This is a genomic window from Lentzea pudingi (assembly GCF_014646255.1).
GTDB lineage: Bacteria > Actinomycetota > Actinomycetes > Mycobacteriales > Pseudonocardiaceae > Lentzea > Lentzea pudingi.
The window spans coordinates 47,058-66,799 of record NZ_BMNC01000023.1; the positions used below are offsets into that span (position 1 = coordinate 47,058).

Annotated in this window: 14 protein-coding genes; 2 read left to right on the forward strand and 12 right to left on the reverse strand. The window is 68.6% G+C overall.

The features are described from left to right. Window positions 1-4: 4 nt before the first annotated feature. The 10 genes from pulA to IEY88_RS40520 all read right to left on the reverse strand — a co-directional run bounded on the left by pulA (window position 5) and on the right by IEY88_RS40520 (window position 15,735). A complete protein-coding gene (pulA, locus tag IEY88_RS40475) occupies window positions 5-5,404 on the reverse strand; it encodes a pullulanase-type alpha-1,6-glucosidase (protein ID WP_189160205.1) in 5,400 nt (1,799 codons plus the stop codon). Between the two features lie 94 nt (window positions 5,405-5,498). Further along, complete coding sequence (locus IEY88_RS44680; protein ID WP_229694214.1) at window positions 5,499-6,743, reverse strand: hypothetical protein; 1,245 nt, start codon at window positions 6,741-6,743, stop codon at window positions 5,499-5,501. 21 nt (window positions 6,744-6,764) lie between these two features. After that, complete coding sequence (locus IEY88_RS40485; protein ID WP_189160206.1) at window positions 6,765-8,273, reverse strand: alkaline phosphatase D family protein; 1,509 nt, start codon at window positions 8,271-8,273, stop codon at window positions 6,765-6,767. A gap of 60 nt (window positions 8,274-8,333) precedes the next feature. Next, complete coding sequence (locus IEY88_RS40490) at window positions 8,334-9,032, reverse strand: ESX secretion-associated protein EspG (RefSeq protein WP_189160207.1); 699 nt, start codon at window positions 9,030-9,032, stop codon at window positions 8,334-8,336. A 1-nt stretch (window position 9,033) separates the two neighbouring features. Beyond that, a complete protein-coding gene (locus tag IEY88_RS40495) occupies window positions 9,034-10,356 on the reverse strand; it encodes a hypothetical protein (RefSeq protein WP_189160208.1) in 1,323 nt (440 codons plus the stop codon). Further along, window positions 10,353-10,958, reverse strand: coding sequence for a DUF3558 domain-containing protein (locus IEY88_RS40500; RefSeq protein WP_189160209.1), 606 nt, complete (start codon window positions 10,956-10,958; stop codon window positions 10,353-10,355). Before IEY88_RS40500 ends, IEY88_RS40495 begins: the two co-directional genes overlap by 4 nt. A gap of 13 nt (window positions 10,959-10,971) precedes the next feature. Further along, window positions 10,972-11,268 carry a PE domain-containing protein gene (locus tag IEY88_RS40505; protein ID WP_189160210.1) on the reverse strand — a complete coding sequence of 99 codons (297 nt, stop codon included), beginning with the start codon at window positions 11,266-11,268 and terminating at the stop codon, window positions 10,972-10,974. Between the two features lie 107 nt (window positions 11,269-11,375). Then, a complete protein-coding gene (locus IEY88_RS40510; RefSeq protein WP_189160211.1) occupies window positions 11,376-11,768 on the reverse strand; it encodes a DUF4233 domain-containing protein in 393 nt (130 codons plus the stop codon). Beyond that, window positions 11,765-13,102, reverse strand: a complete 1,338-nt coding sequence (folC, locus tag IEY88_RS40515) for a bifunctional tetrahydrofolate synthase/dihydrofolate synthase (RefSeq protein ID WP_189160212.1) — start codon at window positions 13,100-13,102, stop codon at window positions 11,765-11,767. Before folC ends, IEY88_RS40510 begins: the two co-directional genes overlap by 4 nt. 5 nt (window positions 13,103-13,107) lie before the next feature. Beyond that, entirely contained in the window at window positions 13,108-15,735 is a 2,628-nt protein-coding gene (locus tag IEY88_RS40520) for a valine--tRNA ligase (protein ID WP_229694215.1), read from the reverse strand. A gap of 96 nt (window positions 15,736-15,831) precedes the next feature. On the opposite strand from IEY88_RS40520, the gene IEY88_RS40525 reads away from it, so the two are divergent. Then, complete coding sequence (locus IEY88_RS40525; RefSeq protein WP_189160214.1) at window positions 15,832-16,533, forward strand: hypothetical protein; 702 nt, start codon at window positions 15,832-15,834, stop codon at window positions 16,531-16,533. A gap of 150 nt (window positions 16,534-16,683) precedes the next feature. Then, window positions 16,684-18,972: an FdhF/YdeP family oxidoreductase gene (locus IEY88_RS40530; protein WP_189160215.1), complete on the forward strand. Its 2,289-nt coding sequence runs from the start codon at window positions 16,684-16,686 to the stop codon at window positions 18,970-18,972. 1 nt (window position 18,973) lies between these two features. Here the strand turns inward: IEY88_RS40530 and IEY88_RS40535 are convergent, their stop codons facing one another. After that, entirely contained in the window at window positions 18,974-19,132 is a 159-nt protein-coding gene (locus IEY88_RS40535) for a hypothetical protein (RefSeq protein ID WP_189160216.1), read from the reverse strand. Window positions 19,133-19,153: 21 nt separating this feature from the next. After that, complete coding sequence (locus IEY88_RS40540) at window positions 19,154-19,711, reverse strand: ArsR/SmtB family transcription factor (RefSeq protein ID WP_189160217.1); 558 nt, start codon at window positions 19,709-19,711, stop codon at window positions 19,154-19,156. Window positions 19,712-19,742 lie beyond the last annotated feature (31 nt).

Genomic DNA, 19,742 nt, shown 5'->3' on the forward strand with positions numbered 1-19,742 from the left:
GGGACTATCGCTCGAGCACCACGACCGAACGCGCGGCACCTGCTTTCTTCTCCCTGGTCAGCGGCTTCCAGTCACCGGCGGGCAGCGTGGCGGCCTGGTCCGTCGGGTACGGGTTGATCACCACGACGAGACCCTTCCGAAGACCATCCACATCCGGTCCGACCGTGTCATCGATGTGCATGACGACCAGACCGGACCGGGCGGCGGGGAACGAGACCTTCTGCTGCACCAACTCGGCGGACCCCAGCGAGAACAGGGGCGACGACTGACGAATCCGCAGCAGTTCCAAGGTCGCGTCCAGCGAGGCCTTCATGTCGGACGAAGAAGGCTTCGCCAGGCCCAGCAACGGCTTCGCGTACGGCCACTTCGCCTCGTTGTCTGCCTTGGGCGGCAACCCGCGGCCGAAACCGTTGTCGCGCAACGACGGGTCGTAGGCGTTGAACCAGTCACCCGAGTCGTAGCTGTTGCGGTCCAACGACTTCGAGCGCAGGAACTCGGTGCCCGCGTGCACGAACGGCCGCCCCTGCCCGAGCAACGCCGGTGCCAGCGAGACCGTCTGCATCCTCACCCGGTCGGCCATGGAGGTCTCCGGCTTCAGCTTGTACATCAACGCGTCGAACAACGCCTCGTTGTCGTGCGCGTCGACGTACGTGATGGCCTCCAACGGCTGCCCGGTGTACCCAGCGGGCGAACCGTTGTACTGCACATCGCGCCCAGAAACCACGGGCCCAGCGGCGGACTGGAACTGGTACGACGCCATGTTGCCCGCCATGCCCAGCTTGACCAGGTCGCTGTAGTTCTCCAGCCGCGCAGCGACATCACCGTTGGCGGGCGAGGAGTTCACGTCCCCGGCCAGACCGGAACCGAGCCCCTGCACGCGCGGATCGTCGTCGAACGGACCGCCGCCACGAACCGCATCACGCAACCGGTCGCTGAACGTCCCGACACCGGTACCGGCCATGTTCGCCTGCGTGGCCTGCTCGAACCGGGCGTTGCCGGCGACCTCGCCGAACTCCCAGCCCTCGCCGTAGACACCGATCTTGCGCCCGTCCACACCGTCCCGCTCCACGGTCAGCGCGTCCAGCGCCGCCCGCACCGCGAGGATGTTCGCCTTCGGGTGGTGGCCCATCAGGTCGAACCGGAACCCGTCGACCTTGTAGTTGCGGGCCCAGCGCACCACCGAGTCCACGACGAGCTTGCCCATCATGGCGTTCTCGGTCGCGGTGTTCGCGCAGCACGTGGAGTTCGCGACCGAGCCGTCGAGGTTGAGCCGCTGGTAGTAGCCGGGCACGACCTTGTCGAGCACGGATGTCGGTGCGTCGCCGAACGCCGCCGTGTGGTTGTAGACCACGTCCACCACCACGCGGTTGCCGTTGTCGTGCAACGACTTCACCATCTCGCGGTACTGCTTCGAACGCGCCCAGCCGTTCTGCGCGTCCGCCGTGGCGTACGAGCCCTCGGGCACGTCGTAGTGGAACGGGTCGTAACCCCAGTTGAAGCCGTCACGCCCGGCCACCGCGCCGACGCAGGCCTGCTGCTGGTCGGAGTCCGCGGGCAACGCTTTGAGATCACACGCGGGCGTCGCCTGCTCGGACCGCTTCTCGGGGATCGTCGCGATGTCGAACGTCGGCAGCAGGTGCACGGTGTCCATGCCCGCCGCGGCCAGCGTCTTCAGGTGCTTCATCCCCGTCGAGTCGCGGTGCGTGAACGCCTTATAGGTGCCGCGATCCGCCGCCGGGACGGACTGGTCGTTGATCGAGAAGTCCCGCACGTGCAGCTCGGTGATCGCACCGCCCATGCCCTTCGCGACGTCACGAGCCCACCCGGCGGGCATCGACCGGGAGTCCTTGAGATCAGCGAACTGCGAGTGCGTCGAGTTCACCGACAGCGCCACGGAGTACGGGTCGGTGACCACGACCGTGCGCTGCCAGTTGGTGACCTCGAACTGGTAGTACTTGTTCTTCCAGTCGCCGGAACCGGTCCACGACCCCGAGGCGGCGTCGCGCTCTAGCTGCACGACCTTCCGCGGCTCGCCGGCAGGCTGGTCGAACAGGCGCAGCTTGACGTTGGACGCCGTCGGCGCCCACAACCTGACCGAGGCGCGGCCGTGGTCGAACGTCGGCCCGAACGTCAGTTTCGTTGCCGCGGCGGCATAACGGTCGTCGAGCACACCAGCGATCTGCACGCTCGTGCGGTGCCGGATCGCTCCGCCCGCGTCGACGTGCACGGCGGAAAGCTTGTCCCGCAGCGCCTCGTCCACGAACCCGCGCACAGCGAACACCGGCTTGCCGCGCAGGTGCGGGAACTGCGCTGGCACCTCCTCGGTCGTCGGTGAGAGCCGCAACACCCGTGGGCCGTACTCGAGCCGGTAGCCGTCGGACTGCACCGACGGGACGTCCCAGACGACCTTGTCCTTGGCGATCCAGATCGCCTTGGCCTTGGTCAGGTCGTCGTCGGCGGCCGGACCGGCGTTCGGCGGGAGCAGGTAGGTCTCGTTCCCCTGCAGCTGCCACACCTCGTTGCCCTTCTGCCCCAGGTCGAGGAACTGGTCGGGGCCGGGGTCCTTGGTGTCGCCGCGGTGCACGATGTAGCTCAGACCGGCCGCACCTGCTGCCAGCGGCACCGACCAGTAGACGCCGAACTGGTCACGCCCGTCCGGCACGCGCGACTGGTTCCAGCCCGGTGACGGCTCCGCGGACCCCGTCCAGTGGTACATCGTCCAGTCGGTGTAGTCGCCGTCCGGGCGGTTGTAATGGATCACCGCGCGGTTCTCGGCGGCAGCGAGCGAAGCGTGCACCTTGCCGCCCGCGACCCACGCGTGACCGCTCGTGAACTTGCCCGAGGCCTCCACGGTCGTGCCGCGCACGACGGAGAAGTCGGTGGTGGGCGGCAGCTCCGCGACCCCGTTCACGAATGGCACGTCCCCACGTCCGGCAACGCGCACGAAGGCACCAGCGGCGTCACCGACGTAGTGCACGACCGCCTTGCCCGTGGCTGCCTGCTCCGACGGGTGCACGGCCGGGTCGCCCTGCTTCAGCCAGATCTCGGACGTCACGCTCGGGTCCACGAACCGGTCGACGGACGTGTCCTTCTCGTCGCCCTTGTGCGCGATGAGCCCGACCGACTTGGCGCCCGGCTTCAGCTTGACCCACGCGAAGCGCCCGTAGGCATCCTCCCCCGCGAACGGCAGCGGCGCGTTCCACTCGGTCGGCGTCTCGACATCGCCCCAGGCGTGCAGGCCCCAGCCGTCGTAGTTGTCGCGCGCGTAGTGCACGACGAGCCAGTCCGGGTTCTTCGTGCCGGGGTCCGGGAGCGGCGGGGCGGCCACGAGCGACACGAACGCGCCGTCCGCGCCGATCTCGCCCGACTTCGCGACCACGCGCAGTTCGACGCGCTTGCCGACGGCCGCACCCGGAAGTGCGGACAGGTCGGAGAAGACGCGGTACGGGGCGGCGTCGTCGGTGCCGAGCACGGTCCAGTCGCGGGTGCCCTCGACGCGAGCGGCGAACGTGGCGGCGGCGTTGGGCGCGCTGATGCCGTCCGCGCGCAGCTCGACGCGCTCGTCCAGCACCGTTCCGGCGGCGGGAGCGACCAGCACCGGTGCCGGCTTGGACTTCAGGACGTCGCTGGTCCCCTTGAGCACCAACGTCGACAGCGCGGGCACGGTCACCGTGACGCGGCCGTTCTGCACGACGGCGTTCTCGAAGCCGGCCGAGGACACCGGGACGGTGACGGTCGCGGGCGAGGTGCCGGCGTTGGCGACGACGAGGTGCTCGCGGCCGAGGATGCGGCTGAACGCGAACACGTCACCGTCGGCGTACCGGAGCACCTGGTTGCCGTCGCGCCACACGGGATCGCGGTCGACCTGCGCCGCGAGGGCCTTGAGCTGCTGGTACAGCGGGTGCGCGGTGTTGAAGTTGTCGACAGCACCCGTGCGATCGGACCCGATGAGCTTCTCCGCCATGTACTCCGGCGTCTTCGAGGCGAACATGTCCTGACGTGCCAGCTTGTCCCCGCCCGTGCCCGCGAAGCCCTGCTCGTCGCCGTAGTAGACGACCGGGTTGCCGCGCCACAGGTACATCAGCTGGTTGCCGAGCTTCAACCGTTCCAGCAGCTCGGCGTCCGTGATGCCTGGACGGTCGTTGCGGATCATCCACGCGATGCGGCCCATGTCGTGGTTGCCGAGGAACGTCGGCAGCGACGAGGCGTTGGAGTCGGCGTCGGTGTAGCGGTCGTCGTCGAGCAGCACCTCGCCGAGCCGCTGGGAACCCTTGCCGGACAGGAAGTTCAGCGCGCTGCTCTGGAACGGGAAGTCCAGCGTGGCCTGCATGCGGCCGTCGGTCGTGTACTTCGAGGTGTTCTCGGGCGAGGAGTCGAAGACCTCGCCGAAGACGAAGAAGTCCTTCTTGCCCTTGCGGTTCGCGTACTGCTTCACGTGCGGCGCGAGGGCCTGCCAGAACTCCAGGTTGACGTGCTTGACGGTGTCGACGCGGTAGCCGTCGATGTCGAGCGTGTCGATCCAGCTGGTGAAGATGTCCTTCATGCCGTTGACCACGCGCGGGTGCTCGGTCATGAGGTCGTCGAGGCCGGAGAAGTCGCCCTGCTCGCTCGACTCGCCGGAGAACGTCGAGTCGCCGCGGTTGTGGTAGAGCGTGGAGTCGTTGAGCCACAACGGGAACTTCGTCGGGCCGTCCTTCACCGGCGTGTACGGGAACGACTTGGCCGCGTCGAGCTTCGGGAAGTCCCTGCGGCCCGCGTAGTCGTCGAGGTCGAACGGCTTGCCGGACGCGTCCAGGTACGGCTGCGCGCCCGTCGAGACGTACTGGGTCCCGCCCTCGGCGTACTTGATCACGTCCGCGGTGTGGTTCGCGACGATGTCGAAGAAGACCTTGATGCCACGCCGGTGCGCGTCGCGGATCAGGTCGCGCATCTCCTGCGTGGTGCCGAAGTGCGGGTCGAGCTTGGTGAAGTCGAGCGTCCAGTAGCCGTGGTAGCCGGCGGAGTCGCCCTGCACCCAGCGGTTGAGGAACATCGGCGTCATCCAGATCGCCGTGATGCCCATGCCGTCGAGGTAGTCGAGCTTCCGGTGCAGGCCCTTGAGGTCACCACCGTGGTAGAAGCCCTTGTCAGCGGGGTCGAACCCGTGCTCGGCGGCCTTCGAACGGCCACGGTCGTTGCCCGGGTCCCCGTTCGCGAACCGGTCGGGCATCACGAAGTAGAAGCGCTCGCCTCGCAGGTCATCGCGTTTGGGCGGCAACGCGAGTCTCGCGTCCCCGTCGCGCACACCGGGCGCTATGTCCACCACCTCCCCCACGGCCAGGCGTTGCGGTGGAGCGGCAACGGCCTGAACGGGTGTCAGGGGAAGCAAAACCAGTGCAGCGAGCGCGGCGACGACCCGACGCATCGCGACCTCCTTGTCGCAAACTCTTGCAGGGTTGCTGCACGAAACCACGACAAACAGCGGGAAACAATACGTCGGGCACTGCAAATGTTTGCGATCAGCCTGCCGGACGCCGGTAGGTGATCGCCATCTTCAGCGGATGGGAGCGCCACTCGTTGACCGCCAGGCCGGCGATCACGCCGATGCCCTCGACGGACTCGGGCGTGGCCGGGGCGCTGCGGCTCGGCGCGCCCGCCAGCGGTCCTTCCGACGGCGGCGGGGAGAACTGGGCGATGACCACCTGCTGCCCCTCGTGCGGCTGCACGGCCAGCAGGATGTGCGGATCGGCCTGTTCGTCCGCGTTCTCGATCGGTTCCAGGGACAGGAACTCACCGCGGTCCGCCGCCGCGCCCGCCATCCGGCCGGCCCACTTGAAGGCGTCCATGACGTCGTCGTCGGTCAACGCACCGTCGGCCTCGGGCAGCGAGACCTGCTGCAGGCGGGTGCTGTGCGCGGTCATCTGGCCGTTGGTGGTGAAGCGGTCGGGGATCATCGCCTCGCCGGTCTCGACGTCGATGAGGAGCATGTCGCGGAACCGGGTCTCGGCGAGCGGCGAACGCCCCATGAGGCCGAGGCCGAGCATCTCCTTCAGCTTCGGGTCGGTCGTCCGCCAGTACGTGGTCTCCTCGCCGATCTGCAGGCCGACGAAGCCCTTCACCGGCAGGCTCGGCAGTGCGGTGACAAGCCTCTGACCAGGCTCGACCGGCGGTGTCGGCGCCTGGCCACGGAACGGCGGCAGGGAGGCGAACCCCGGATCCACCCGTGCCGTGCGGACCACGTGGTGCGCCCACGCACGCACGCGGGACAACGGGTGGTCGGGGAACCGTGCGTCGTGGCGGGGGTCGTCGCCCGCGTGGAACGGCAGCACGCCCTCCAGTTCGGGCGCGTACGGGTGCTTCCTGGTCCAGTTCTGGAACCCCATCTCGGCCGCGAGGATGGCCTCCCGCGTGCCCGTCATGCCGCGTTCCACCGCGCCGAGCCGCAGCACGGCGCTGCAGTTCTCCTTCGGGATGGTGAAGGACGCGACGAACACCTGCCCGTGCGGCTGGTTCGGCAGCGGCATCTTGACGATCCGCAGCAGCGTCGGCGCCCCTCCGAGCTGGACGACGTGCGCCTCGATCAGGCAGCCGGTCTCGCCGTGGAGGAGGGCGAGGTCGTGCCGGAGCCTCGGCAGGTCGTCCAGCCCGGCCGGCAGATCCGGGACCAGGCCGTGGTAGGCCAGTTCGGCCTGGTCACCGCTGGGGTGCTGCCAGGTGTTCTGGTCGAGCTGACGGAAGCCGGTGGTGTCGAACGAGATGGGCACCCACCGACCCTACGACTCCCGTCAGGCGGCCCTGAGCGTTTTGGACCAGAGCGAGGCGCCGGTCGCGTCGCGCAGCCACACCGTGAGCTCGTGCTGCGACGCCCTGACCTCGCCGAAGTGCTGGAACCCGTCCAGCGGTGAGGTGTTGGCGGCGGGCGGGGCGTGCACGAACACGGCCTGCGGGCCGAACGTCGGGTCGAGCGTGTTGGGACCGAACGCGCCGGAGTGCAGCGGGCCCGACACGAACTCCCAGAACGGGTCGAAGTCGCCGACGGCCGCGCGGTCGGGCGAGTAGTGGTGCGCGGCGGTGTAGTGGACGTCCGCGGTGAGCCACACGGTGTTGCGGACCCGGCGGCGCTTGAGCTCCCTGAGCACCCACGCGATCTCGTGCTCACGGCCGTTGGGCGCGCCCGGCAGGCCGTTCGCGACGCCCTCGATGTCGGCGCCGTCCGGGACGGTCAGGCCGATCGGCAGGTCGGCCGCGATGATCTTCCACGTGGCGGTGCTGCGGCTGAGTCCGTCGACGAGCCACTTCGCCTGCTGGGCACCCAGGATGACGCCCGGCTTGTCCTTGGGCGAGGTGTTGCGGTCCTTGTAGGTGCGCATGTCGAGCACGAAGATCTCGACGTTGCGACCGTAGGAGAACTTCCGGTAGACGCGACCGTCCACAGCGCGCTTCTGATCGATCGGCATCCACTCGTGGAACGCCTGGAAAGCCCGCTGCGCCAACACGTCCACGCGCTTCTCGGTGTAGAGCGGGTTTTCGAGGATCTCGCCCGGATACCAGTTGTTCGTGACCTCGTGGTCGTCCCATTGCGCGTAGACCGGCACCTGGGACGCGAAGCGCTTCACGTTGTCGTCGAGGAAGTTGTAGGCGAACTGACCGCGGTACTCGTCGAGCGTCTCGGCCACTTTGGACTTCTCCGGCGTGACGAGGTTGCGCCAGATCCGGCCATCCGGGAGCGTGACGCTCGCCTGCATCGGGTTGTCGGAGTAGACGCTGTCGCCGCTGTGGATGAAGAAGTCCGGCCTGCGGTCGGCCATGGCCTTGAAGATCGGCATGCCGCCGATGTCGGGGTTGATGCCCCAGCCCTGGCCCGCGACGTCACCGGACCACACGAACCGCACGTCGTCGCGGCCGAGCGGGGCGGTGGTGAAGCTGCCCGTCACGGGTTCGCTGCGGGAGCGGCCGTGCAGGTCCTCGGCCGTGACGCGGTAGTACGCGGGGCGGCCGGGCAGCAGGCTCGACACCCTGACCTGCCCGGTTCCACCGGTCTCCGGGGTGAGCAACGGGCCGCGGACGCGGCGCGAGAAGCGGAACTTCGGGTCGTTGGACACCTCGACGACCATCCGCGAGGGACGGTCGGCGCGCGTCCACACGATGCCGCCGTCCCACGTGACGTCGCCGGACTGCACGCCGTGGGTGAGGATCGGGCGGTCGGTCTTCGCGAGGCTGACGCCACTCGGCACCAGCGCGGCGGCCGTACCGAGTGCGCCTGCCTTGAACAACGTACGACGGTCGAAGGTCATGCGCGGTTTCTAGTCGCCGGTTCTGACCACCGGCCGAACCCGAGGTGAACTTCAGCAGCGCTACGTCAGGCGCTTGAGCCAGTCGGTGATGATCTGGCGCGACGCGGGCGTGGCGTGCACCCACGTCTGGTGGTTCTCGTCGGTGTACTTGACCACGAGCCAGCGGCCGTCCTCGAAGTCGATCGTGGTGAGGAAGGTCTTGGCGCGCTGCCTGCCCTCGCCGCTGCGCTTCGCCGCGTACAGCTTCGCCGTGCCCTTGCGGGGCTGGGCGAGCAGCTGGCGCAGCGAGATCGACGGCGACGCCTTGCCGGGCTGGTGCAGCTTGATCTCGGTCTCGTGCACGTTGATCGACGCGCCGCGGCCCGCCGGCACGTCCGGCAGCTGCATCGCGAGGACCTCCGGCGCGTTCTCCGGCCGGATGGGGTGCAGCTGCACGAACCCGTTGTCGTGCAGGGCGAGCACCCCGTGCTGCGCGTTCACCGCCACGACCACGGGCTTGGTCTCCTGCGGCGTGACCGCGATCCAGGCCGAGTAGTCGTGCTCGGCCTTGGCGATCAGGTGCAGCGTGCCCCGGACGTCCGGGTGGTCGAGCCCGAGCCGGCGCAGCTCACCGATGACGTCGCGCTCGATGAGCACGCGTTCGTCCTCGGTCTCACCGGGCGAGTCGACGGAGAGCGCGGGGTGGTACTCGCCCAGTCCCTCCTGCTTCCACAGCACGTCGAAGGCGAGGTCGGACAGTTGGATGGACGACCGCAGCACGTCACCCCCCGATCGTCGGCGGAGCGACCATCGGCATGTCGCCGATGATCTCGTTCGTGTTCTCCTCGGTGACGAGGTAGTCGGCGGACTTGTGTTCCAGGTCGTCCTCGCCCTGGCCCTTCTGCCCGTGACCACCCATCCCGCCCACGCCGGCCGCACCGGCCCTTCCGGCCGTGCCTGCCGCACCGCCGCGAGCACCCGCCGCGGTCTCGCCCATGCCGCCGAACACCCCGGCCTTGCCGCCGGGCTGCTGGGCCGCCGTTCCGGCCGTGCCGGAGGTTCCGCCGCCACCGAGGCCGCCGCTTCCGAACTTGCCGGCACCGCCCGCGCCGCCGCCGAACTTGCCCGCGCCACCCGCTCCGGGACCGCCGACGCCACCGCGACCGCCACCTGGGCCACCGCCGCCTGGGCCACCACGACCGGGGCCGCCAGGACCGCCGGGGCCTCCGGTGTTCGGGCGGACGGGCACGCCGACGGGCGGGAGACCCGTGTTGGTCGGCCTGTCGATCACGCTGCCGACCGGGGGCTTGCCGGTGAGGTTGTCGCCGCCCGGCTTGCCGGTGCTGCTGGTGTTCGTGTTGTCCGACGAGCTGGTGGTGGTCTGGTCGCCGTTGGTGGTCGGCATGGTCCAGTCGGTGCCGGTCGTGCTCTGCGGCGTGCTGGTCGAGGACGTGCTGGACGTGCTCGACGTGCTCGACGAGCGCGTGGTCGTGGTGTTGTTGTTCGTCGTCTTGTCGTCACCGTTGTCACCACCTGTGTCGGTGATCTCGACCACGAGGCTGTCGGTCATGACGCCGGGGAACTCCTTCGGCAGCTCACCGCGGTTGGTGTTGCTGGCGCTCTGGAATTCCTTGTAGACGTTGCGGTTGTGGGTTTCCTCGGCGTTGTAGCTGTTGACCTTGTCCTCGGTGTCGGTGTCCCAAGGGGTCGCGTCGTCCCACAGGTTCGTGTCCGGCTTGGTCGCCGGCATGTCCTTGAGCTGACCCTTGTTCAGGGTGAACTGGTGGACCTGGTTGGAGATCGAGCGGTCGGCCTGCCGCAGGGCGTCCTGCATCTGGATCATGGCCTGGTTGATGGGGTTCGCGGCGGCCTGAGCGGCATTCGCGCTCGCACCCGTCCACGCCTCGCCCAGCGTCTCGCCCACCCGCTTGAGCCTCGCCTCGATGCCGCCGTACTCGCGACCCAGCCCCATGGCCGCCTTCGCGGCGACATCCGCCGACGTGGTGCCGGGGCCTCCGTGCATCTGGGAGTAGATCTGGGCTCCCGAGAAGCCCTCGGCACGTGTGTTGTCCTCGGTGAAACAGCTGGGCGCTGGCCGCGTCACTTCACACCTGCCTTCATCGTGGTGATGGCGAGATTCGCGAACTCGGTGATGCCCGCACACGGGTCGGCGAACTTCGGGCTGCCTTGATCGCTCTGGAACGTGAAGGTGACGGCCTTCGTGTCGGACACGCCGACCAGCAAGGCGCAGTCACCCTTGTCCCGGGCCTCCGACACGAGCGCGATGTACGTGGGGTAGCCCTGGATGGCGGGCTGCGGCTCGAAAGCCTTGTAGATCGTGTCCTTGCTGGGCACGATGGTGGAGAGGTTCGTACCGTCCGGGAAGAACGCGACCCCGGGAGCCATCTTCGCCGGCGTGCTCGCGCCCAGCCAAATGCAGGCCTTGCTGACTTCGGTGTTGTTGACCCTGCCGCTGACGCCGGGCAAGCCGAACGCTTCCACCTGAGCCGGTGTGACCGTGGTGCACGGATCGGCTTCGAAGGCCTTGACGTCGAGCGGGTTGTCGATCTCGGGGACCACGCCGCCGTTGCCACTGCTGGTCGGCTGGCTCGCGGCGGTGGGCGTGCCGGTCGTGCCACCGCTGTCGCCGCAGCCCGCCAGCAACGCGAGCGCCGCGGTACCGGCGACGATGGTTCGGATGCGCAACAGCCCAGTCCTTCTACTTGAGGTTGTCCCGGTTGCCCTGTTCGGTCTGCTCGTACTGGCGCAGCGTGGCCTTCAAGTTCTCGATCCGGGTGGTCAGCGTGTCCTGGAGCTGCTCGTTGGACTTCTGGTGCGCCTCACCGGCGGCACGCGCCCAGTTCGCGTAGACCTGGCTCGGCATGTCCTTGCCGGCACCCTGGACAACGGTCAGCACGACGCCGGTCTGATGAGCCGCCAGGAGTTCGTCGCGGATGGACTCGTACTCCTTGATGGCCGCGCGCAGCGTCTCCAGATCGACCTTGGTCCCGCTCATCCCCAGCGCCCTCCCCGCAGATCAGTGCGTCAAGCAGCGTACCGCCGGGTCGCGAGGCCAGCCCGGGTTTCGCGGCACGATCGGGTGAACACGAAGTACTGGCCGCGTCAGGGCTGCTGCTGTTGCTGGGCCGGCAGGCGGCCTTCGGCCATGCGCTTGAGCAGGTCCTTGCGCAGCCACAGCAGGTAGGCCCAGACGAGCCCGAAGATCACGCCGATCACGCCCATCGCGGGCAGCAGCAGCCACGAGGCGATCAGCAGCACGTGCAGCCCGACGACGGCACTGATCGCCCACGGCTTGCGGACGAAGGCGCACATCGCGATGAACGCCGCGATGAAGCCGAACGCGGTCCAGCCCACCAGCGACGTGACGCCGCCGTGCAGCTTGGCGATCACCGGCAGGGCCAGTGCGACGACGATGACCTCGAGGATCAGCGTTCCGGCCATGATGCCCCGGAACGCCTTCATCGGGTCCTTCTTCAGAGGGGCCGGGGTGGTCATGCCGGCTCCTTTCCGAACAGCGCGCGGGCCTCGCCCGCGGTGACGACGGAGCCGGTGACGATGATGCCGCCGCCGGACTGCTCGTCCTCGGTGAGGTGGATGGCTTCCTCGATGGCGTCCACGAGGCGGGGACGGACCTCGAAGCGGTCCTCGCCGAAGATCGGGACGGCGAGGCCCGCGAGGACGTCCGGGTCCATGGCGCGCGGGGAGGAGTTGGTGGTGATCACCAGTTCCTGCACCACCGGCTCCAGCGCGGACAGGATGCCCTCGGCGTCCTTGTCCGCCATGACGGACACGACCGCGACCAGCTTGCGGAAGCCGAACTCCGACTCCAGGGCCTTGGCCAGGGCGGCGGCGCCGTGCGGGTTGTGCGCGGCGTCGACGAAGACGTTGGGCGCGGAGCGGACGCGTTCGAGGCGGCCCGGCGTGACGACCGACGCGAAGCCCTCGCGGATGACGTCGATGTTGATCTGGCGGTCGGGGCCCGCGCCGAAGAACGCCTCGACGGCGGCGAGCGCCAGTGCGGCGTTCGCTGCCTGGTGTTCGCCGTGCAGCGGCAGGAAGATGTCCTCGTAGACGCCGCTGAGGCCCTGCAACGTGATGAGCTGGCCGCCGACCGCGACGGCGCGGGAGACGACGCCGAACTCGCTGCCGAAGCGCGCGACGGTGGCGTCGACCTCGGCCACGCGCGTCAGCAGCACCTTCATGACCTCGGGGGTCTGCTCGCCGATGATCGCGACCGAGCCCGGCTTGATGATGCCGGACTTCTCCACTGCGATGTCCTCGGGACGGTTGCCCAGGTACTCGGTGTGGTCGACGCCGATCGGGGTCAGCACGGCGATGCGGGTGTCCACGATGGACGTCGCGTCCCACGTGCCGCCCATGCCGACCTCGACCACGGCGACGTCCGCGGGCGCTTCCGCGAAGGCCGCGTAGGCCATGCCGGTGAGCACCTCGAACTTGCTCATCCGGATCTCGGACTGGGCGTCGACCATCGCGACGTACGGCTCGATGTCGCGGTAGACCTCGACGTAGCGCTCGGGCGAGATCGGCATGTTGTCGAGGCTGATCCGCTCGGTCGCGAGCTGCAGGTGCGGGCTCGTGAACCGGCCGGTGCGCAGGCCGATGCGCGTGAAGAGCGCATCGACCATCCGCGACGTCGACGTCTTGCCGTTCGTGCCCGTCAGCTGCACGACCGGGTACGACGTCTGCGGGTCGCCCAGCACGTGAGCGAGCGCCTTGATCCGCTCCAGCGACGGCTCGAGCTTGGTCTCGGGCCAGCGCTGGTTGAGCTCATTCTCGACGTCGAGGAACTCGTCGAGGTTGGTTTCCACTGTTCTTACGCCTCCGGCAGCGCGGCCAGGCGCTCGTTGATGCGGGCGATCTCGGACTCGGCGGTGGCCTTGCGCTCCTCGATCTTGGCCTTGACGTCGGCGGGCGCCTTGGCGAGGAACGCCTCGTTGCCCAGCTTCTTCGTCGTGCCCTCAAGCTCCTTCTGCGCGACGGCCAGGTCCTTGGCGAGGCGCTTGCGCTCCGCCACGACGTCGATCGTGCCGGACAGGTCGAGCTCGACCTTCACCGCGCCCTTGGGCAGACCGACCTCCAGCGTCGCGGAGACGGTGAACTCGTCGCCGGGCTCGGTCAGGCGGGTCAGCGACCGGACGGACGGGACCTGGTCGACCAGGCCGACGCAGCACGCGCCGCGGACCTTGCCCGCGACCTTCTGGCCGGGATTGAGGCCCTGCTCGGAACGGAAGCGCCGGATCTCGGTCGCGAGCTTCTTCAGACCCTCGATCTCGGCCTTCGCGTCCAGGTCGCGCTCGGCACCGGAGGGCTTGGGCCACTCGGCGATCACGAGCGACTCGCCGCCGGTCAGCGACGTCCAGAGCGTCTCGGTGATGAACGGGATCGACGGGTGCAGCAGGCGCAGCAGCGTGTCGAGGACGTGGCCCAGGACGGACTGCGTGGCCTCGGCGCGGCCGTCCGCGATCTGGACCTTCGCGATCTCCAGGTACCAGTCGCAGAACTCGTCCCGCGTGAAGGCGGCCAGCGCCTCGCAGGCACGGGAGAACTGGAACGCCTCGAAGTTGGTGTCCACAGTGGACACCAGGGCGTCGAGCTCGTCGACGATCCAGCGGTCGGCCGCCGTCAGCTCGTCACGGGCCGGCAGCGGACGTTCGACCGTCGCGCCGTTGGCGAGCGCGAACCGGGTGGCGTTCCACAGCTTCGTGGTGAAGTTGCGGGAACCCGCGGCCCACTCCTCGGCGACGGCCATGTCCGAGCCGGGGTTCGTGCCGCGCAGCAGCGTGAACCGGGTGGCGTCCGCGCCGTAGCGCTCCATCCAGTCGAGCGGGTCGATGCCGTTGCCCTTGGACTTCGACATCTTCTTGCCGTGCTGGTCGCGGATCAGGCCGTGCAGGAAGACGTCGTTGAACGGCTGGACCTCGTCCATGGCGTACAGGCCGAACATCATCATCCGGACGACCCAGAAGAACAGGATGTCGTAGCCGGTCGAGAGGACGGACGTCGGGTAGAACTTCTTCAGGTCCTCAGTGGACTCCGGCCAGCCCAGCGTCGAGAACGGCCACAGGCCCGACGAGAACCACGTGTCGAGGACGTCCTCGTCCTGACGCCAGCCCTCACCGGTCGGGATCTCGTCGTCCGGTCCGACGCAGACGACCTCGCCGGCCGGGCCGTAGAAGACCGGGATCCGGTGGCCCCACCACAGCTGGCGCGAGATGCACCAGTCGTGCAGGTTGTCGGTCCAGTCGAAGTACCGCTTGTTCAGCTCGGCCGGGTGGATCTTGGTCCGGCCGTCGCGGACGGCGGCGGACGCGGCCGCGGCGATGTTCTCGACCTTCACCCACCACTGCAGCGACAGGCGCGGCTCGACGACGGTGTTGCACCGCGAGCAGTGCCCGACGGAGTGGACGTACGGCCGCTTCTCCGCGACGATCCGGCCCTCGGCGCGCAACGCGGCGACGATCGCCGGACGCGCTTCGAGGCGGTCGAGGCCGAAGAACGGGCCGTGCGCGGTGATGGTCGCGCGGCCGTCCATGATCGTGAGGTTCGGCAGGCCGTGGCGCTGGCCGATCTCGAAGTCGTTCGGGTCGTGGGCCGGGGTGACCTTGACCGCGCCGGTGCCGAACTTCGGGTCGACGTGCGCGTCCGCGACGATCGGGATGCGACGGCCGGTCAGCGGCAGCTCGACCTCGGTGCCGATGAGGTGCTGGTAGCGCTCGTCGTCCGGGTGGACGGCGACCGCGGTGTCACCCAGCATCGTCTCGGCGCGCGTGGTCGCGACGACGATCGAGTTCTCCCCGTCGCCGTACCGGATCGAGACGAGCTCGCCCTCGTCCTCGCTGTGGTCGACCTCGATGTCGGACAGCGCGGTCTGGCAGCGCGGGCACCAGTTGATGATCCGCTCGGCCTGGTAGATCAGGCCGTCGTCGTACATCTTCTTGAAGATCGTCTGGACGGCGCGCGACAGCCCCTCGTCCATGGTGAAGCGCTCGCGCGACCAGTCGATGCCGTCGCCGAGCCTCTTCATCTGGTCGAGGATCTTGCCGCCGTACTCCTCTTTCCACTCCCAGACGCGCTCGATGAACTTCTCGCGCCCCAGGTCCTGCCGCGACAGGCCCTGCTTCGCGAGGTCGCGCTCGACGGCGTTCTGCGTCGCGATGCCGGCGTGGTCCATGCCCGGCAGCCACAGCACCTCGTAGCCCTGCATGCGGCGGCGCCTCGACAGCGCGTCCATCACGCTGTGGTTCATGGCGTGGCCCATGTGCAGCGAGCCGGTGACGTTCGGCGGGGGCAGGACGATCGTGAACGGCGGCTTGTCGCTCTTGACGTCCGCCTCGAAGTAACGCCGGTCGACCCACCGCTGGTACAGCTCCGCCTCTACCTCCGCCGGAGTCCACGCGGCGGGGAGGTCGGGACGCTGGGTTGCGGTGTCGAGTTCAGTCACAGCGGTGAAGTCTACGGAGGCCGGGGTCTCGACTTGAAACGAGATACCTGCTAACGCGGCGGGCAACCCCGGCGGGCCCGCGAACGTGGTCATCTGGTGAACAACAAGACGGTGTCCGCCATCTCCCTGGTCGTCATCGTCGTGGTGCTGGTCGCGCTGCACCTGTCGCGGGAGTCGCCGCCGGCGATCAACCTGGAGGTCCCGTTCGCCGGCACGCCCGCCGAGCAGTGGGCCGACGGCGGGGAGGGGATCGTCGCCCCTGCGGGGGACCTGGTGTTCGAGCAGGTCCGCCAAGCCCTCGTCGCGTCCCGCGTGGACCTCCCGATGCTCGTCGACCACCGCCCGGAGCACTTCCTCACGATGATCGCGCCGCAGGTGCGCGACGACATCGCGCGGAACCTCCCCGGCTGGGCCACCCGGATCAGGGCCGGCACGACCCTGCTCGGCATCAAGGTCGCGGGGAGGATGACTCTGGGCGAGAAGAACGGCTACCCGGACGTGACTACGGACTACGTCTTCGCCTATGCCTTCCGGCCGCCGGATCCCGCGAAGCTGCGCGACCAGCGGGAGATGATCGCGGTGAGCAGGCACCAGGTGTCGTTCACGGTCACGCCGGACGGGCTGTGGCCCTCCGGCGCCAGGGGGTTCCACTACTCGATCGCGTGCGGGGCGGCACGGGACGGGTTCCTCGCGCCGCTGTTCACCGAGCCCTTCGAACCGGGTGCGGGGATGGTGGCCGACGACCGCCGGTACTTCTCCGCGGACGAGCCGATGCCGACCGAGAACACCTGCGATTGATCACTCTTTCAGAGGTGCCGGGCACGAGTGACGGCGATCACAATTGACCGTCACGGACCGATCAACCCCTTGGGGCCCGTGACGGGCGACGCCGCCGCGTTCTTCGGGGGCGCTGGCGGCGCCGACGTCGATCAGCGAACAATGGGACGCATGAGCAGCAAGCCCCCGCAGCACGACGTCGACGAGTCCGCGCTCGAAGTCAGCACCCCCAAGACCTGGGCGGCGGGTATTCCCGGCGTGCTCGTGTCGCTCGACCGCGCGGTCGAGCAGATGGGTGTCGGGCGCACGGTCAAGACGTTGCGACTGCTCAACCAGCGTGAAGGTTTCGACTGTCCCGGTTGCGCGTGGCCCGAACCGCAGGGTCACCGCAAGATGGCGGAGTTCTGCGAGAACGGCGCGAAGGCCGTCGCGGAGGAAGCCACCAAGCGACGAATCGGGCGCCCGTTCTTCGCCGAGCACTCCGTCGAGAGCCTGCAGGGCAAGACCGACTACTGGCTCGGCCAGCAGGGCCGGCTCACCGAACCCATGGTGCTCAGGCCGGGTGCGACGCATTACACACCGATCGCGTGGGACGACGCGTTCACGCTGATCGCCGACGAGCTGACAGCGTTGTCGTCCCCGGACGAGGCGATCTTCTACACCTCCGGCCGCACCAGCAACGAGGCCGCGTTCCTCTACCAGCTGCTGGTCCGCTCGTTCGGCACCAACAACCTCCCCGACTGCTCGAACATGTGCCACGAGTCGTCCGGCTCGGCGCTCAACGAGACGATCGGCATCGGCAAGGGCTCGGTGTCCATCAAGGACTTCGACCTCGCCGACCTCATCGTGGTCATCGGCCAGAACCCCGGCACGAACCACCCGCGCATGCTCAGCGCGCTCGAGGACGCGAAGAAGAACGGCGCGAAGATCATCGCGATCAACCCGCTGCCGGAGGCGGGCCTGATGCGGTTCAAGAACCCGCAGAACGTCGCGGGCGTCGTCGGCAAGGGCACCGCGCTGTCCGACGAGTTCGTGCAGATCAGGGTCGGCGGTGACCAGGCGCTGTTCCAGGCGATCGGTCACCTGCTGCTGAAGTGGGACAAACTCGACAGGACGTTCATCGAGAACAAGACGCACGGGTTCGCGGAGTACGCGGAGAGCCTGCGCGAGCTCGACTGGGACGGCGTGCTCACCGCGACCGGCCTGACCCGCGAGCAGATCACCCGCGTCGCCGGCATGTTCGTCGACTCGAAAGCCACGATCGCCTGCTGGGCGATGGGTCTGACGCAGCACAAGCACAGCGTGCCGACGATCCGCGAGATCACGAACGTCATGTTCCTGCGCGGCATGATCGGCAAGCCGGGCGCGGGCCTGTGCCCGGTGCGCGGCCACTCGAACGTGCAGGGCGACCGCACGATGGGCATCTACGAGAAGATGCCGGAACCGTTCATGAAGGCGCTGGAGAACGAGTTCGGCATCTCCGTGCCGCGCAAGCACGGCTTCGACACCGTGGACGCCATCAACGCGATGCGCCACGGCCGCGGCAAGGTGTTCATCGCCATGGGCGGCAACTTCGTCAGCGCCACCCCGGACACCCCGGTGACCGAGAAGGCGCTGGAGCAGTGCTCGCTCACGGTGCACGTCTCCACGAAGCTCAACCGCTCGCACGTGGTCCACGGCCGCACCGCGCTGATCCTGCCCGCGCTGGGACGCACCGAGAGCGACGTGCAGCACTCGGGCGAGCAGTTCGTGACGGTCGAGGACTCGATGTCGGTCGTGCACCGCTCGCGAGGCCGGCTCGCGCCCGCGTCGGAGCAACTGCTGTCCGAGGTGTCGATCGTCTGCCGGCTCGCGCGCAAGACGCTCGGCGCCTCGCACCCCGTGGCGTGGGAGGAGTTCGAGAAGGACTACGACGTCATCCGCGAGCACATCTCCCGCGTCGTACCGGGCTGCACCGACTACAACACGCGCGTGCGTCAGCCCGACGGTTTCGTGCTGCCGCACCCGCCGCGTGACTCGCAGGAGTTCGCGACGGTCACCGGCAAGGCGAACTTCACGGCGAACGAGATGACGGTCATCGAGATCCCCGAGGGCCGGCTGCTGATGCAGACGCTGCGCAGCCACGACCAGTACAACACCACGATCTACGGCCTGGACGACCGCTACCGCGGCGTGAAGGACGGCCGTCGTGTGGTGTTCGTGAACCCCGACGACATCGCGGCGCTGGGGTTCTCCGACGGCCAGATGGTCAACATCGTCTCGGAGTGGAAGGACGACCCGACAGGCGTCGTCGAACGCCGCGCCGACGCGTTCCGGATCGTCTCCTACTCGACCGCGCGCGGTTGTGTGGCGACGTACTTCCCGGAGGCGAACCCGTTGGTGCCGCTGGACTCCAAGGCGGACATCTCGGGGACGCCGACGTCGAAGTCGGTCATCGTGCGACTCGAGGCCGCGGCCTGATCTACGCGTGCCGGACCCGGACGAAGAGCTTTAACCGGCGTCGTTCGGGTTTCGGCGCGACCTCCTCGGTCTTCTTGACGAGCCGGCGCGCGGCGGCGTCGGCCTCGAAGTCCTGCTGACGGTACTTCGCGATAGCAAACGCTTCGTGGTGCGAGAACACAGCGGATCTCCTTCGGGTTCGTTATTCGGTGGCGACGGTGAGGCTCAGGAACACCCTGACGGGCTTGGCACTCTCGGGGCGCAGCGACTCGTCGGTCCGGCGTTCGTCGTACTTGTTCATCACCGCTTGCAGTTCCGCAAGGTACGACGCGGTCTCCTCGGCGGTGAGGAACTTGATGTGCCCCTCCGTGCCAACGGACTTCCGCCAGTCCTCCGGCAGGTGCTCGCGCTGACGCAGGCGCTCACGAGTGCGCTCGAACTCCTGGTCCAGGTAGGCCATCGCGGCAGCCTCGGCCGCCATCGCCGCCTCACCTTCGAGGCCCTCCGGCGAGATGGACTGGCGACCGCGGACGAGCTGCCACGGCTTCTGCCGGCCAGGGCCCTCGACCTCGGTGACGAAGCCGTACTTGGCCAGCATGTTCAGGTGGTACGAGCAGCTCGCGACGCTCTCGCCCAGCTTCTCGGAGCACTGCGTGGCGGTGCGTGGCCCCTGCTCGGTGAGCAGCTGGATCAGCTTCCACCGGAACGGGTGCGACAGCGCCCGAAGCGCTTTGGGATCACTGAGCGGAGCGTCGGTCATGAGACCACGGTACGCGTATCAAGAACTCTTT